Raw genomic sequence first — 14,235 nt, 5'->3', positions numbered from 1 at the left:
AGGTGGACGGCAGCCTCGTCGCGCTGCAGGCGCGTCTCCAGCACACCTTCTCCGACCCGCGGCTGCTCCAGCTCGCGCTCACGCACCGCAGCTTTTCGTCCGACCACAACGAGCGCCTCGAGTTTCTCGGCGACTCGGTGTTGAACCTGGCGGTGTCGCACCTGCTCTACATCCGGCTCTCGGCCTTGCCCGAGGGCGACCTGTCGCGCGTGCGGGCCAACCTGGTCAAGCAGGACACCCTGCACCGCCTGGCGGTCGGGCTGGCGCTGTCGCCGCTGCTGAAACTCGGCGAAGGCGAGGCACGTTCAGGCGGGCCCAGCCGTCCGTCGATCCTGGCCGATGCGCTCGAGGCGCTGATCGGCGCGGTCTACCTCGACGCCGGCTTCTCAGCCGCCGAGGCGCTGGTTCGCCGGCTCTACGAGGCGGTCGAGATCAACCCGCGCATGGACGCGGCGGCCAAGGACCCCAAGACCGAATTGCAGGAATGGCTGCAGGGTCACAAAATGAAGCTGCCGTTGTACCGCGTGGCCGCCACACTGGGCGCCGCGCACAAGCAGACTTTCGATGTCGAGTGCGAAGTGTCCGAGTTGGGCCTTCGCGAACGCGGCATCGGCGGGTCACGCCGCGCTGGCGAGCAGGCGGCAGCCGCCGCCATGTTGATCCGCATCAAGGCACGCGGCGCCGCGTGAAATCAGAATGAACGATGCTATTAATCCCGTAGCGGGACCCGAAGACACCGCAGGCGATGCAGCCGCAAACGGCCCTCAACATTGCGGCCTCATCGCCATCGTCGGCAAGCCCAATGTGGGCAAGTCGACGCTGCTCAATGCGCTGGTCGGCCAGAAGATCAGCATCACCTCGCGCAAGGCGCAGACCACGCGTCACCGCATCACCGGCATGCGCACGCGCGGCGCCACGCAGTTCGTGTTCGTCGACACGCCGGGCTTCCAGACCCTGCATGCCAACGCCCTGAACAAGTCGCTCAACAAGACCGTGCAGGGCGCGGTCGGCGACGTGGACCTGATCCTGTTCGTGGTCGAGGCCGGCAGCTTTACGCCGGCCGACGAACGCGTGCTCAAGCTGCTCGGCAAGGGCATTCCGACGGTGCTGTTGGCCAACAAGCTGGACAACGTGCACCGCCGCGGCGACATCGCGCCCTGGCTGCAGACCATGCAGGAGAAGCACGCCTTCGCCGAGTTCGTGCCGATGTCCGCCAAGAACGCCAAGGACGTCGAGCGCGTGTTCGGCATCTGCGAGAAGTACCTGCCCGAGCAGCCCTGGTTCTATGCCGAGGACGAACTCACCGACCGCAGCGAGAAGTTCCTCGCCGGCGAACTGGTGCGCGAGAAGCTGTTCCGCCTGACCGGCGACGAACTTCCCTACACCTCGACTGTCATCATCGACAAGTTCGAGGAAGAGCCGCCCCAGAAGAAGGGCCACAAGCGCCTGCTGCGCATTGCCGCCACCATCGTGGTGGAGCGCGACAGCCACAAGGCCATGGTGATCGGCGACAAGGGCGAGCGCATCAAGCGCATCGGCATGGAAACGCGTGTCGAGCTCGAGAAGCTGGCCGACGCCAAGGTGTTCCTCGAACTGTGGGTGAAGGTGCGCTCCGGCTGGGCGGACGACGAGGCCCGCGTGCGCTCCTTCGGCTACGAATGAAGTGGCCGCCGCCCACCGCGTTTCGCACGAACCGGCCTATGTGCTCCATCGCTACGACTGGAGCGAGTCGAGCCTGATCCTGGAGGTCTTCACCCGCCACCACGGGCGCATCGCGCTGGTGGCCAAGGGGGCGAAGCGGCCGAGTTCCAACTTCCGCCCGGTGCTGCTGCCGCTGCAGCCCTTGCAGCTCAACTACGGCGGCGACGCCGAGATCCGCACGCTCAAGGGCGCCGAATGGATGGGCGGGCATGTCATGCCGACCGGCGAGGCGCTGCTGTCGGGCTACTACGTCAACGAATTGCTGCTGCGCCTGCTGGCGCGCGACGACGCGCACGAGGCGCTGTTCGACGCCTATGCGGGCGTCGTGCAGGTGCTGGCGGGCGACCATGCCGGCGCCCAGGCGGCCACGCAGGCGGCCGCGCTGCGGGCTTTCGAGCTGCTGCTGCTTCGCGGCGTGGGCCTGCTGCCATCGCTCGACGTGCAGACCCTGACGCTGGAGCCGCTCGACGCCGCCACGCGCTACAGCCTCGTGCCCGAGGCCGGCTTGCGCCAAGCGGTCGACGGCGAACCCGCGCTGGCCGGCGCCGACTGGCAGGCGCTGCAGGACGTGCTTGACGACCGTGCGCCCTTCACCGCCACGCTGCGTGAGATTGCCGTCATGAACGCCGGCAGCAACAGCGCCCTGCGCAACCAGCTGCGCGCCTTGCTCAACTACCATTGCGGCGTGTCCACGCTGCGCACGCGGCAAATGATGAGAGATCTGCAAGCACTATGAGCACTCCAGGCCACGCCGGCCATGCTGGCACCACCACCGCCCTGTCCGTCAACCTCAACAAGGTCGCCCTGGTGCGCAACACGCGCCACCTGGGCATTCCGAGCGTGGTGACGGCCGCCCAGGCGTGCCTGGCGGCCGGCGCGCAGGGCATCACCGTGCACCCGCGCCCCGACGCGCGCCACATCCGCGCGCACGACGTGAGCGACCTCTCGGCGCTGCTCGCCACCGACTGGCCGGCCGTCGAGTTCAACATCGAGGGCAACCCCTTCCAGAACCTGATGGACTTCGTGCGCGCGCTGAAGCCGCACCAGGCCACCTTCGTGCCCGACAGCGAAACCCAGTCGACCAGCGACCACGGCTGGACCTTCCCCGACGACGCCGAGCGCCTGCGCCCGTTGATCGCCGAAGCCAAGGCACTGGGCGTGCGCGTCAGCCTGTTCATGGACCCTGTCCCCGAGATGATGGCCGCGGCCAAGGCCGTGGGCGCCGACCGCGTCGAGCTCTACACCGAAGGCTACGCCGCCTCGCGCGGCACGCCGAACGAGCAGGCCGTGCTGGCGCGCTATGCGGAAACGGCGCGCGCGGCGCTGGCCGCGGGCCTGGGCGTCAACGCCGGGCACGACCTGAGCCGCGACAACCTCACCGCGTTCCTGCGCGCTGTGCCCGGTGTGCAGGAGGTCTCGATCGGCCACGCCTTCGTGGCCGATGCGCTCGAGCTGGGCTATACGGCCGCCACGCGCGACTACCTGCGTTGCATCAGCGAGGCGCAGTGAAAGCCGGCGCCGCATGATCTACGGCATTGGCACCGACATCTGCGACCTGCGTCGCATCGCCGCCACCTTCGAGCGCCAGGGCGAACGCTTTGCCCGCAAGGTGCTGAGCGACGGCGAATTCGCCGTCTGGCAGACCCGGAGCGCGCGCTGGCCCAAGCGCGGCCTGAGCTACCTCGCCACCCGCTTTTCCGCCAAGGAGGCCTTCAGCAAGGCCATCGGCATGGGCATGCGCATGCCGATGAGCTGGCGCCTGTGCGAAATCGCCAACCTGCGCAGCGGCAAGCCCGTCATCGTGCTGCATGGCGAGCTGAAGGCGTGGTTCGAGGCGCAGGGGCTCACCGCCCACGTCACCGTGACCGACGAAACCGAATACGCCGCGAGCTTCGTGGTGGTGGAGAAGCTATGACCCCCGGGCTCGACCGCCCCCAGACCCTGCATTCGCCGCTGATCATCGACGTGGCGGGCACGGAACTCGACGCTGCCGACCGCCGGCGCCTCGCGAACCCATGGGTGGGCGGCGTGATCCATTTCGCCCGCAACTGGCGGGACCGCGCGCAGATGACCGCGCTCAACGCCGAGATCAAGGCGATCCGGCCCGACCTGCTGATCTGCGTCGACCATGAAGGCGGGCGCGTGCAGCGCTTTCGCACCGACGGCTTCACGCATTTGCCGTCGATGCGCGCGTTGGGCGAACTCTGGATGCGCGACGCCATGCGTGCCACCCAGGCGGCCACCGCCGCCGGGCAGGTGCTGGCCGGCGAGTTGCGTGCCTGCGGCGTCGACTTCAGCTTTGCGCCCGTGCTCGACCTCGACTACGGCGGCAGCAGCGTCATCGGCAACCGCAGCTTTCACCGCGACCCGCGCGTGGTGGCGCTGCTGGCCAAGAGCGTCATGCACGGCATGCTGCAGATGGGCATGCGCAACTGCGGCAAGCATTTTCCGGGGCACGGCTTCGTCACCGCCGACTCGCATGTCGAAATTCCGGTCGACAAGCGCGCGCTCAAGGACATCCTGGCCGACGACGCCCGGCCGTACGACTGGCTCGCCGGCACGCTCACCGCGGTGATGCCGGCGCATGTGATCTATCCGAAGGTCGACAAGCGGCCCGCGGGGTTTTCGCCGAAGTGGCTCCAGGCGATCCTGCGGCAGCGTCTTGCGTTCGACGGCGCGGTGTTCAGCGACGACCTGAGCATGGAGGCCGGGCGCTACATCGACGGTGAACTGCTCAGCTATACCGATGCGGCGCTGGCCGCGCTCGAAGCGGGCTGCGACCTGGCCATGCTGTGCAACCAGAGCATCGGGGAGGGGCTTGCACTCGACGAGTTCCTCGATGGTTTCGACGCGGCGGCGCACGCCGGACGGTGGGTGCCGGACGCGATCAGCGAGGCGCGTCGCCAGGCGCTGCTGCCGCGGGATGTTGCAACCGATTGGTCGTCGCTTGTGGCTTCGCGCGCCTATCGCGATGCCAGGCGAACGATGGACATCTGAGGCGCCTGCGCCGACCCGGCTATGGCCGGGGAGGGCGTTCAGGTGGCTCGATGCCTGAGCTTGCTGCAGTCCAGAGGCGCTCGCCGCCCGTGTCCAGGTGGGTCAGGTACAGCCGCAGATCGAACTCGAACTGCGAGTAGTTCGGCTCCATGTGCGAGCACAGTGCATAGAACGCCTTGTCGTGGTCGCGCTCCTTCATGTGCGCCAGTTCGTGCACCACGATCATCCGCAGCCACGCCAGCGGCACGCCCTTGAACAGGCTGGCCACGCGGATCTCCCGCTTGGCCTTGAGCTTGCCGCCCTGCACGCGCGACACCGTGGTGTGCGTACCCAGCGCGTTGCGGATCACGTGCAGCTTGTTGTCGAACATCACCTTGGACAGCGGCTCGGCCTTGCGCATGAACTCGCTCTTGAGTTCGCTCACGTACTCGTAGAGCGCGCGGTCCGTCTGGATGCTGTGCGGACCGTCGGGGTAGCGGCGGGTCAGCAGCGACGCCAGCTTGTCTTCGGCCACCAGCTGGCGGACCTGGTCCAGCAGGGACGCCGGATAGCCCGCCAGGTACTTCATGGCCGGCGCTGCGTGCGGGCCGCGCAGGCCAGGCCGGTGGCCACGCCGCCGAACAGGTCGCCCTCGACCAGGTTCACCCCGACGAAGCTCTTGCGCAGCGCGTGCTGGAAGGGCCGCAGCGCGGACGAACCACCGGTGAGGTAGATGGCGTCGAGGTCGCCGCTGCGCATACCCGCGCGCTTGACACAGGCGTGCGCGCAGGCGATCACGTTCTCTAGCGGGGTGGCCAGCTGCTGCGCCATGTCGGCGGGTGAGAGCGACGCCACGAGGCCGGCTTCCGCGCAAGAGAGGTCGATGGACGTTTCCGCGTCGCTCACCGAAGCATCGATCTTGGCCGCTTCCACCGCGCTCGCGATGCGATGCCCGTGCCGTTCCTCGAGCACGGCCATCAGCCGGTCATGCAGCCGCGTGTCGCTGTAGCTCGTGCGCAGGTCCTTGGCCTGGCGCACCGCCTTGGCGGCGTAGAGCCAGTTGATCAGGTGCCAGGAAGAGAGCTCGAAGAACACCTTGCTCGGCACCTCGCGCCCCTGCGGGCCGTGGTGGCGAAAGCCGAAGTGCGGCATCACGCGCTCGAGGTTCAGGCGCTGGTCGAAGTCGGTGCCGCCGATGTGCACGCCGCTGGTGGCCAGCACGTCGTCGCTGCGGTCGTCGCGCGCGGCACGCTCGGGCCCCACGCGCACGACGGTGAAGTCGGAGGTGCCGCCGCCGATGTCGACGATGAGCACGATCGATTCCTTGACGATGCGCTGCTCGTAGTCGAAGGCCGCGGCAATCGGTTCGAGCTGGAAGGCGATCTCGCGGAAGCCCGCCGCGCGCGCCGCGATGCGCAGGCTTTCTTCGGCCCGCTCGTCGCGCTTCGAGTCGTCGTCCACGAAGTGCACGGGCCGCCCGATCACCACGCGTTCGGGCAACTGGCCGAGCTCGCGGCCGGCGCGCACGGCCAGTTCGCGCAGGAAGCGCGCGATGATGTCCTCGAAGCTCACCAAGCCGTCATAGACGGCCGTCTTCTCCTGCATCAGCGCGCTGCCCAGCAGGCTCTTGAGCGAACGCATCAGCCGGCCTTCGGTGCCCGACAGGTACTGGGCGACGGCATCGCGGCCGAAATGCGTGGTGCGGTCTTCGGCGTTGAAGAAGATCGCGGTGGGCAGCGTGGTGGCCGCGCCTTCGATGGGCAGCAGGCGGGCCACGCCGTCGACCCGGCAGGCCACGGCGGAATTGGAGGTGCCGAAGTCGATGCCGATCGTCGGCAGCGACGACGGTGACGGCATGCTCAAGATTCCCTGCGCAGCGCGGGGAACAGGATCACGTCGCGAATGCTCGGCGAATCGGTCAGCAGCATCATCAGACGGTCGATGCCGATGCCGCAGCCGCCGGTGGGCGGCATGCCGTATTCGAGCGCGCGCACGAAGTCGTGGTCGTAGAACATGGCTTCGTCGTCGCCGCTGTCCTTGGCGGCCACCTGCGCGTTGAAGCGCGCGGCCTGGTCTTCGGCGTCGTTCAGCTCGCTGAAGCCGTTGCCGAACTCGCGGCCGGTGATGTAGAGCTCGAAGCGTTCGGTGACCTCGGGGCGCTCGTCGTTGGCGCGCGCCAGCGGCGAGATCTCGGTCGGGTGTTCCATGATGAAGGTCGGCTGCCAGAGCTTTTCTTCCACGGTTTCCTCGAAGTACATCACCTGCAGGCTGGCCAGGCTGCGCTGCGAGAGCTTGTCCTTTTCTTCGCTCAGGCCGATCTTGCGCAGGGCGCTGATGAGCCAGGCGCTGTCGTCGACACCCTCGCCGGCGTCGGTGTACTTCAGGATGGCCTCGCGGATCGTCAGGCGCTCGAAGGGCTGGGTCAAGTCGACGGGCTTGCCGCCGTAGGTGAGCTGCTGCGTGCCCACGGCCTTGTCGGCGATGGTGCGGATCAGCGTCTCGGTGAAGTCCATCAGGTCGCGGTAGTTCCAGTAGGCCGCGTAGAACTCCATCATCGTGAACTCGGGGTTGTGCCGCACCGAGATGCCCTCGTTGCGGTAGCTCCGGTTGATTTCGAACACCCGCTCGAAGCCGCCGACGATCAGGCGCTTCAGGTACAGCTCGGGCGCGATGCGCAGGAACATTTCCTGGTCGAGCGCGTTGTGGTGCGTCTTGAAGGGCTTGGCGTTCGCTCCGCCCGGAATCGGGTGCAGCATGGGCGTTTCGACTTCGAGGAAGTCGTTGGCCACCATGAACTCGCGCAGCGCGCTCACGGCCTTGCTGCGGGCTGTGAAGCGCACGCGGGCCGACTCGTCGGTGATCAGGTCGACATAGCGCTGGCGGTACTTCTGCTCCTGGTCGGCCATGCCGTAGAAGTCGCCGGGCAGGGGGCGCAGGCTCTTGGTGAGCAGGCGCAGCTTCGTGACCTTGACCGACAGTTCGTCCGTCTTCGTCTTCATCAGCGTGCCTTCGGCACCAAGGATGTCGCCGAGGTCCCAGCGCTTGAATTCGGCATAGGCCTCTTCGCCCACCGCGTCGCGGGTGACGTAGAGCTGGATGCGGCCCGTGGCGTCCTGCAGCGTCGCGAAGCTGGCCTTGCCCATCACGCGCTTGAGCATCATGCGGCCCGCCACGCTGACGGCAACGGCCTGCGCCTCGAGCGCTTCGGCCTCGGTGGCGGCGTGTGCTTCGCCGAGCGCGGCGGCGCGATGGCCCGGCTTGAAGTCGTTGGGGAACGCGACGCCCTTGCCCTCGGCCTGCGCGGTGCGCAGCAGCTTGAGCTTCTCGCGGCGTTCGGCGATGAGCTTGTTGTCGTCGACGGCAGGCACGGTGGATGCCGGTGCCGCTGCGGGCGTGGGGATGTGGGGGGTCAGGTGATCGGACATGGGAGGCGGGTGGCGCATGGCGCGCAACAGGGAGCGTGCGCGGGGCTGGGCATTTTAGCCCATCGAATTTGAATAAAAGCGGCCCCTAGCGCCCGTCCATCCTGCGCCACATGCTACAAAAAATGTAGCAAGCTATTCAGTGATGCCCGTGCGTGCCAGCAGATCGCTGACCAGCTCCAGCCGCATCAACGGGCTGTCGAGCGCCATCATGCGCTGGCGCAGTTCGGCCTGCATCGGCACCAGCTCGCACCAGCGGTTGGCCACCCAGCCGCAATCGTCGAGCCGGTAGGGCGCTTCGATGGGCAGCCGCACCGACTCGCCCTGTGCGTGGCGCCGCTCCTCCAGCGTGTCGATCAGGCGCCGCAGCGCGGTGGCGGTGTGCTTCAGGTCGTCGGGGATCTCGAGCGCGACGTCGTCGGGCACGGCGTCGACCTCGGCGACCCACAGGCCGTGCTTCTGCAGCTCGGTGGTGCGGATGCGAAAGCGTTGCGTGCCCACGCACTCGATCTGCAGCAGGCCGCTCTGCGGCGACTCGAACTCGCGAATCCGAGCCAGCGTGCCGACGGCGGCAAAACGCTCGGCCTCAGCGCCGGCTTTGCGCACTTCGGCTCCGCTGGTGAGGGTGACCACGCCGAAGGGCGCATCGGCCTTGCGGCACTTGCCGACCATGTCGAGGTAGCGGACCTCGAAGATGCGCAATGGAAGAAGGCCACCCGGGAACAGGACCGTTCCGAGCGGGAACAATGGCAGTGAATGCAAAAGGGGTTGAGTCGTCATCGGAGAGCCTTGCGTCGCTATCATCGCATTCCGTTCACGGCTGCGCCTCATGCTCTATCAGATTCCCTCGTTCCTCCTCGACGTGATCGTCGGCCTGCTCGGCGGCGCCTGCCTGCTGCGCCTCTACATGCAGTACCACCGGGTGCCTTTTGGCAACCCGCTCGGGCGCTTCATCTTCGCCATCAGCGACTGGATCGTGCTGCCGCTGCGGCGCATCGTGCCGTCGGTGAAGCGCTGGGACCTGGCCAGCCTGATCGCTGCCTGGCTGCTGGTGATGGTGAAGTTCCTGCTTCTGTGGCTGCTGATCGGCAACCTGGGTCACATCGCCACGCTGCCGCTGGTGTCGCTGGTCGGGCTGATGCAGCTGGCCGTGTCCGGTCTGACCGCGTTGCTGGTGGTCTACGCGGTGCTCTCCTGGATTCCGAACGCCTCGCCGATGCTGCTCGACCTGATATCGCGCCTGGCCGAGCCGCTGGTACGGCCGTTTCGCCGCTTCATTCCACTGATCGGCGGGGTCGACCTGTCGCCACTGGCGGCGATCGTCGTGCTGCAAATCGTTGCGATCGTGCTGAGCAACCTGCTGGTGTTCGCCTACCAACTGACGTTCTGAGGCTGAACGCACAAGCAAAAGGGCCCGGGTGCAATGCACCCGAGCCCTTTTGCGTTGGCTTGCGGCCCGTTTCGCTCAGCTGACCGCGTCGGCCGGCTGGCGCAGCAGCATGGCCAGCGTGCTGGCGATGGTCTTGCGCAGCTCGCGGCGGTCGCTGATGAAGTCGATGGCGCCCTTGGTCTGCAGGAACTCGGCGCGCTGGAAGCCCTCTGGCAGCGTCACGCGCACCGTCGATTCGATCACGCGCGGGCCGGCAAAGCCGATCAGCGCCTTGGGCTCGGCGATCACCACGTCGCCCACGAACGCGAAGCCGGCCGACACGCCACCCATGGTCGGGTCGGTCAGCACGCTGATGTAGGGCAGGCCCTTCTTCGCCAGGCGCGTGAGCGCGGCGTTGGTCTTGGCCATCTGCATCAGCGAGAGCAGGCCTTCCTGCATGCGCGCGCCGCCGGTGGCGGTGAAGCAGATGAAGGGCACCTTCTGCTCGATGGCGGTCTCCACGCCGCGCACGAAGCGCTCGCCGACCACGCTGCCCATGCTGCCGCCCATGAATTCGAACTCGAAGCAGGCCACGACCACGTTGATGCTGTGGACCGAGCCGCCGAGCACGACCAGTGCGTCGGTCTCGCCGGTGTTTTCCAGGGCTTCCTTCAGGCGCTCGGGGTACTTGCGGCTGTCCTTGAACTTCAGGGCATCGACCGGGAGCACTTCCTGGCCGAGTTCGTAGCGGCCCTCGGGGTCGAGGAACGCGTCGAGCCGCGCGCGCGCGCCGATGCGGTGGTGGTGGCTGCAGCTCGGGCAGACGTTCTGGTTGTGCTCGAGGTCGGTCTTGTACAGAACGGTCTCGCAGGCGGGGCATTTGATCCACAGGCCCTCGGGCACCTGGCGGCGCTCGGACGGGTCGGTTTGTGCGATCTTGGCGGGTAGCAGTTTTTCAAGCCAGCTCATGGGCAATCCTTGGTTCTCGCGACAGGCGGACCTTCGCGACGATTAGCTCCCCTGTGCCGCGTGCGGGACGCGGCCCAGGGGCCGGAGGCAACAGCGATTATCGGCCAGCCGCGTTCTTGGCGGTAGCCGCGGGCAACGCATCGAGCGCCTCGCGGATGCCCGCCAGGAACTCGCGCACCGCCGGCACCACGCGTTCGCGCGGCTGGTCTTCGACGAGTTGAATGATCTTCGTGCCGATCACGACCGCATCGGCGGCCGAGCCGACCGCCTGCGCCGTGCGCGCGTCGCGGATGCCGAAGCCCACGCCGACCGGAATGCTCACGTGCTGGCGAATGCGCGGAATCATGCGGCCGACCGCCTCGGTGTCGAGGTGGCCGGCGCCGGTCACGCCCTTGAGCGATACGTAGTACACGTAGCCGCTGGCAATGCGCGCCACCTGGGCCATGCGCTCGTCGGTGCTGGTCGGGGCGAGCAGGAAGATCAGGTCGATGCCGGCTTCCTTCAGTTCGGCGGCGAAGGCCTCGCATTCCTCGGGCGGATAGTCGACCACCAACAGGCCGTCGACGCCGGCCGCGGCCGCATCGCGGATGAAGGCCTTCTTGCCGTGCACGAGGTCGTAGCGCTCGACCGGGTTGGCATAGCCCATCAGCACCACGGGCGTGGCCGTGTCCTTCTGGCGGAAGGCGGCCACCATGGCCAGCACCTGCGTCATGCCCACGCCCAGTGCCAGCGCGGCCTCGCCGGCCTTCTGGATCACGGGGCCGTCGGCCATGGGGTCGGAGAAGGGCACACCCAGTTCGATCACGTCGGCACCGGCCTCGACCATGCCGTGCATCAGCTCGGGCGTGATGTCGGCGAAGGGGAAGCCGGCGGTGACGTACGGAATGAGGGCGCGGCGGCCGTCGTCTTTCAGCGCGGCGAAGGTTGCGGCAATGCGGCTCATCACTTGCCTCCTTTCACGCTCAGGCCGCGCATCGAGGGGCGGTCGTAGAAATCGACGCCCGACAGGTCGGCCACGGTGCCGATGTCCTTGTCGCCGCGGCCCGAAAGGTTGACCAATATCGATTGGTCGGGACGCATGGTCTTGGCGAGCTTCATGGCATAGGCCACGGCGTGGCTCGATTCGAGCGCGGGGATGATGCCCTCGGTTCGGCACAGGTAGTGGAAGGCCTCGAGCGCCTCCACGTCGGTGACGCCGACGTACTCGGCGCGACCGATGTCGGCCAGGTACGCATGCTCGGGGCCCACGCCCGGGTAGTCGAGGCCGGCGCTGATGCTGTGGGTCTCGGTGATCTGGCCGTCCTCGTTCTGCAGCAGGTAGGTGCGGTTGCCGTGGAGCACGCCGGGGCTGCCCCGCAGGATCGAGGCCGAGTGCTTGCCGCTGTCCAGGCCTTCGCCCGCCGCCTCCACGCCGATCAGGCGCGTGCCCGCGAACGGAATGTAGGGGTGGAAGATGCCCATCGCGTTGCTGCCGCCGCCCACGCAGGCGACCACCACGTCGGGCTGCTTTCCTTCCGCCTCGCCGGTGATCCCGTCGGCCGCGAGCATGGCCGGCATCTGCGCGATGCACTCGGTGCCGATCACGCTCTGGAAGTCGCGCACCATGGTCGGGTAGGGGTGCGGGCCGGCGACGGTGCCGATGATGTAGAAGGTGTCCTCCACATTGGTGACCCAGTCGCGCATGGCTTCGTTCAGCGCGTCCTTCAGCGTCTTGCTGCCGGATTCCACCGGCACCACGGTCGCGCCGAGCAGGTTCATGCGGTAGACGTTGGGACTCTGGCGCTTCACGTCCTGGCTGCCCATGTAGACCACGCATTCGAGACCGTAGCGCGCGCAGATGGTGGCGGTCGCCACGCCATGCTGGCCGGCGCCGGTCTCGGCAATGACGCGGGGCTTGCCCATGCGGCGCGCGAGCATCGCCTGGCCGATCACGTTGTTGATCTTGTGCGCGCCGGTGTGGTTCAGGTCTTCGCGCTTCAGGTAGATCTGCGCGCCGCCCATCTCGCGGCTGGTGCGCGCAGCGTGGTAGACCGGCGAGGGGCGACCGACGAAGTGCTTCAGCTCGTAGTGGAATTCGGCCAGAAACGCCGGATCGTCCTTGAACTTAGCGTACGCATCGCGCAGTTCGTTGATGGCGTGGGTGAGCGTTTCGCTCGCGAAGGTGCCGCCGTAGTTGCCGAAGTGGCCGGTGGCATCGGGTTGCTGGTAGTTGCTTTGCATGGTTCTCGATCGGTGGGCCGCAGCCCGACCAACGATCGGGGTGCGGCGGCTAGCTGGAGAAGGACGCGTCGGCTGCTCTGACTGCTGCGACGAACTGCCGGATCTTTCCGGCGTCCTTGAGGCCCTTGTTCCCGGGACCGTCGATTTCGACGCCCGAGCTCACATCAACGGACAGCGACTTGCAGCGCGTCCGCAGGATGCGAATGCCATCGCTCACGTTTGCAGGTGTGAGCCCACCACTCAAGACGAGGTGAGCGTCGACGGCGGGTGGAAGAAGTGACCAATCGAAAGCCTTGCCGCCACCACCATAACTTTCGACATGGGCGTCGAGCAGGATGGCCTGGGCGTGGGAGTAATCGGACGCGTATTTTACGAGGTCGAAGCCGACACCGGCAGCCCCCGTCGGAATGCGGGCGGCGCGCATGTAGCGAAAGCGGCCCGGGCCGCTCGCTTCTTCGCAAGCTGCGGGCGTCTCGTCGCCGTGGAATTGGGCGATGGCGCCCTTCACGCATGAAAGCGATGCTATGACTTTGGGAGCATCTTCATTCACGAACAACAACACGGGCGTGACGAAGGGCGGCAGGCGCGCGGCCAGCTCGGCGGCGCGTTCGGCCGTCACGGCGCGGGGGCTTTTCTGGTACAGCACGAAGCCGATGGCGTCCGCGCCGGCATCGACCGCCGCATCGACGTCGGCCTCACGCGTCAGGCCACAGATCTTGATGCGGGTGCGGGGGAGGGTGGGCGCGCTCATGGCGGGCCATCATACGGAGCCCCGCCGGCCTGCAGCGTGGCTTCGGCCGGCAGACCCCACTTGGCGTCGTACAACGGACCTACGAAGTACAGGCCATCCGCCGAAAAGGTCGGTGCCGCCACCTTGCGGCTGCGCGCCGCGAGCACTTCGGCGATCCACTCGACGCTTTCGTCGCCCCTGCCGATGCGCACGAGGCAGCCCATCAGGTTGCGGATCATGTGGTGCAGAAAGGCGTCGGCCTCGAACTCGAAATGCCAGCGGCAACGTTCGCCGTCGCCGACGCGCGTGATCGCGATGCGCCGCAGGTCCTTGACCGGCGAGCGCGCCTGGCAGGCCGAGGCGCGGAACGAGCTGAAGTCGTGTCGGCCGACAAGCAGCGCGGCGGCTGCGCGCATGGCGTCGCCGTCGAGCGCATGCATGGACCAGCCGACCCGGCCCGTATCGAGGCTGGGCCGCACGGGCGATTGGGAGAGCACGTAGAGGTAGCGGCGCGCCAGGGCGCTGGCGCGGCAGTGGAATTCGTCGGGCACCGGCTGGGCCCACTGCACCGCGATGTCGTCGGGCAGGAAGCGGTTGGTGCCGCGCATCCAGGAGAAAGGGTCGCGCTCGATGAGGGTGTCGAAGTGCACCACCTGCATCAGCCCGTGCACGCCGGCATCGGTACGGCCGGCGCACAGCGTGCTGATGGTGCCCGGCGGCTGCGCGGTGAATTTCGCGAGGGCCGCTTCGAGCTTGTCCTGCACCGTGCGGCCCGAGCGCTGACTCTGCCAGCCCTCGTACGCCTGGCCGTTGTAGCGGATGCCGAGCGCCAGCCTCACGAATTCAGG

Annotated in this window: 16 protein-coding genes; 7 read left to right on the top strand and 9 right to left on the bottom strand. The window is 67.6% G+C overall.

The genetic code is table 11. From position 1 onward, the window contains the following. Positions 1 to 2 precede the first annotated feature (2 nt). The 6 genes from rnc to nagZ are packed head-to-tail and all read left to right on the top strand — an operon-like array spanning position 3 to position 4,698. Positions 3 to 689: a ribonuclease III gene (rnc, locus tag AC1DJH_RS04585; RefSeq protein ID WP_472116584.1), complete on the top strand. Its 687-nt coding sequence runs from the start codon at positions 3 to 5 to the stop codon at positions 687 to 689. Positions 690 to 696: 7 nt separating this feature from the next. Then, positions 697 to 1,662 carry a GTPase Era gene (gene era / locus AC1DJH_RS04580; RefSeq protein ID WP_472116587.1) on the top strand — a complete coding sequence of 322 codons (966 nt, stop codon included), beginning with the start codon at positions 697 to 699 and terminating at the stop codon, positions 1,660 to 1,662. Position 1,663: 1 nt separating this feature from the next. Continuing rightward, positions 1,664 to 2,437: a DNA repair protein RecO gene (gene recO / locus AC1DJH_RS04575; protein WP_435483062.1), complete on the top strand. Its 774-nt coding sequence runs from the start codon at positions 1,664 to 1,666 to the stop codon at positions 2,435 to 2,437. Further along, positions 2,434 to 3,210 carry a pyridoxine 5'-phosphate synthase gene (locus AC1DJH_RS04570; protein ID WP_478184855.1) on the top strand — a complete coding sequence of 259 codons (777 nt, stop codon included), beginning with the start codon at positions 2,434 to 2,436 and terminating at the stop codon, positions 3,208 to 3,210. The genes recO and AC1DJH_RS04570 overlap by 4 nt, the downstream gene beginning before the upstream one ends. Before the next feature lie 13 nt (positions 3,211 to 3,223). After that, a complete protein-coding gene (gene acpS / locus AC1DJH_RS04565; protein WP_478184854.1) occupies positions 3,224 to 3,616 on the top strand; it encodes a holo-ACP synthase in 393 nt (130 codons plus the stop codon). Next, positions 3,613 to 4,698: a beta-N-acetylhexosaminidase gene (gene nagZ / locus AC1DJH_RS04560; RefSeq protein WP_478184853.1), complete on the top strand. Its 1,086-nt coding sequence runs from the start codon at positions 3,613 to 3,615 to the stop codon at positions 4,696 to 4,698. Before acpS ends, nagZ begins: the two co-directional genes overlap by 4 nt. Before the next feature lie 19 nt (positions 4,699 to 4,717). Here the strand turns inward: nagZ and AC1DJH_RS04555 are convergent, their stop codons facing one another. The 4 genes from AC1DJH_RS04555 to AC1DJH_RS04540 all read right to left on the bottom strand — a co-directional run bounded on the left by AC1DJH_RS04555 (position 4,718) and on the right by AC1DJH_RS04540 (position 8,879). Then, entirely contained in the window at positions 4,718 to 5,266 is a 549-nt protein-coding gene (locus AC1DJH_RS04555; protein ID WP_478184852.1) for a M48 metallopeptidase family protein, read from the bottom strand. Then, on the bottom strand, positions 5,263 to 6,534 hold the full coding sequence (locus AC1DJH_RS04550; RefSeq protein ID WP_478184851.1) for an Hsp70 family protein: 1,272 nt from the start codon (positions 6,532 to 6,534) through the stop codon (positions 5,263 to 5,265). The genes AC1DJH_RS04555 and AC1DJH_RS04550 overlap by 4 nt, the downstream gene beginning before the upstream one ends. 2 nt (positions 6,535 to 6,536) lie before the next feature. Further along, a complete protein-coding gene (gene lysS / locus AC1DJH_RS04545) occupies positions 6,537 to 8,102 on the bottom strand; it encodes a lysine--tRNA ligase (protein WP_478184850.1) in 1,566 nt (521 codons plus the stop codon). Between the two features lie 132 nt (positions 8,103 to 8,234). Then, positions 8,235 to 8,879 carry an LON peptidase substrate-binding domain-containing protein gene (locus AC1DJH_RS04540; RefSeq protein WP_478184849.1) on the bottom strand — a complete coding sequence of 215 codons (645 nt, stop codon included), beginning with the start codon at positions 8,877 to 8,879 and terminating at the stop codon, positions 8,235 to 8,237. A gap of 49 nt (positions 8,880 to 8,928) precedes the next feature. On the opposite strand from AC1DJH_RS04540, the gene AC1DJH_RS04535 reads away from it, so the two are divergent. Next, positions 8,929 to 9,489, top strand: a complete 561-nt coding sequence (locus tag AC1DJH_RS04535; protein WP_435435274.1) for a YggT family protein — start codon at positions 8,929 to 8,931, stop codon at positions 9,487 to 9,489. Between the two features lie 75 nt (positions 9,490 to 9,564). Here AC1DJH_RS04535 and accD read toward each other — a convergent pair whose 3' ends face one another. The 5 genes from accD to truA form a co-directional block, all read right to left on the bottom strand. Continuing rightward, positions 9,565 to 10,437 (bottom strand): acetyl-CoA carboxylase, carboxyltransferase subunit beta, encoded by an 873-nt coding sequence (gene accD, locus AC1DJH_RS04530; RefSeq protein WP_435435275.1) that lies wholly within the window; start codon positions 10,435 to 10,437, stop codon positions 9,565 to 9,567. A 97-nt stretch (positions 10,438 to 10,534) separates the two neighbouring features. After that, on the bottom strand, positions 10,535 to 11,380 hold the full coding sequence (gene trpA, locus AC1DJH_RS04525; RefSeq protein ID WP_478184848.1) for a tryptophan synthase subunit alpha: 846 nt from the start codon (positions 11,378 to 11,380) through the stop codon (positions 10,535 to 10,537). After that, positions 11,380 to 12,657, bottom strand: a complete 1,278-nt coding sequence (trpB, locus tag AC1DJH_RS04520) for a tryptophan synthase subunit beta (protein WP_435435277.1) — start codon at positions 12,655 to 12,657, stop codon at positions 11,380 to 11,382. The genes trpA and trpB overlap by 1 nt, the downstream gene beginning before the upstream one ends. Before the next feature lie 49 nt (positions 12,658 to 12,706). Then, positions 12,707 to 13,408 carry a phosphoribosylanthranilate isomerase gene (locus AC1DJH_RS04515; RefSeq protein WP_478184847.1) on the bottom strand — a complete coding sequence of 234 codons (702 nt, stop codon included), beginning with the start codon at positions 13,406 to 13,408 and terminating at the stop codon, positions 12,707 to 12,709. Next, positions 13,405 to 14,226, bottom strand: a complete 822-nt coding sequence (truA, locus tag AC1DJH_RS04510) for a tRNA pseudouridine(38-40) synthase TruA (RefSeq protein ID WP_472116608.1) — start codon at positions 14,224 to 14,226, stop codon at positions 13,405 to 13,407. The genes AC1DJH_RS04515 and truA overlap by 4 nt, the downstream gene beginning before the upstream one ends. Between the last annotated feature and the right edge of the window lie 9 nt (positions 14,227 to 14,235).

The sequence above is a fragment of the Variovorax sp. 10N412 genome (assembly GCF_056394985.1).
Note: the sequence above shows the minus strand (reverse complement) of the source record. Positions and strands in the feature narration are given on the sequence as shown.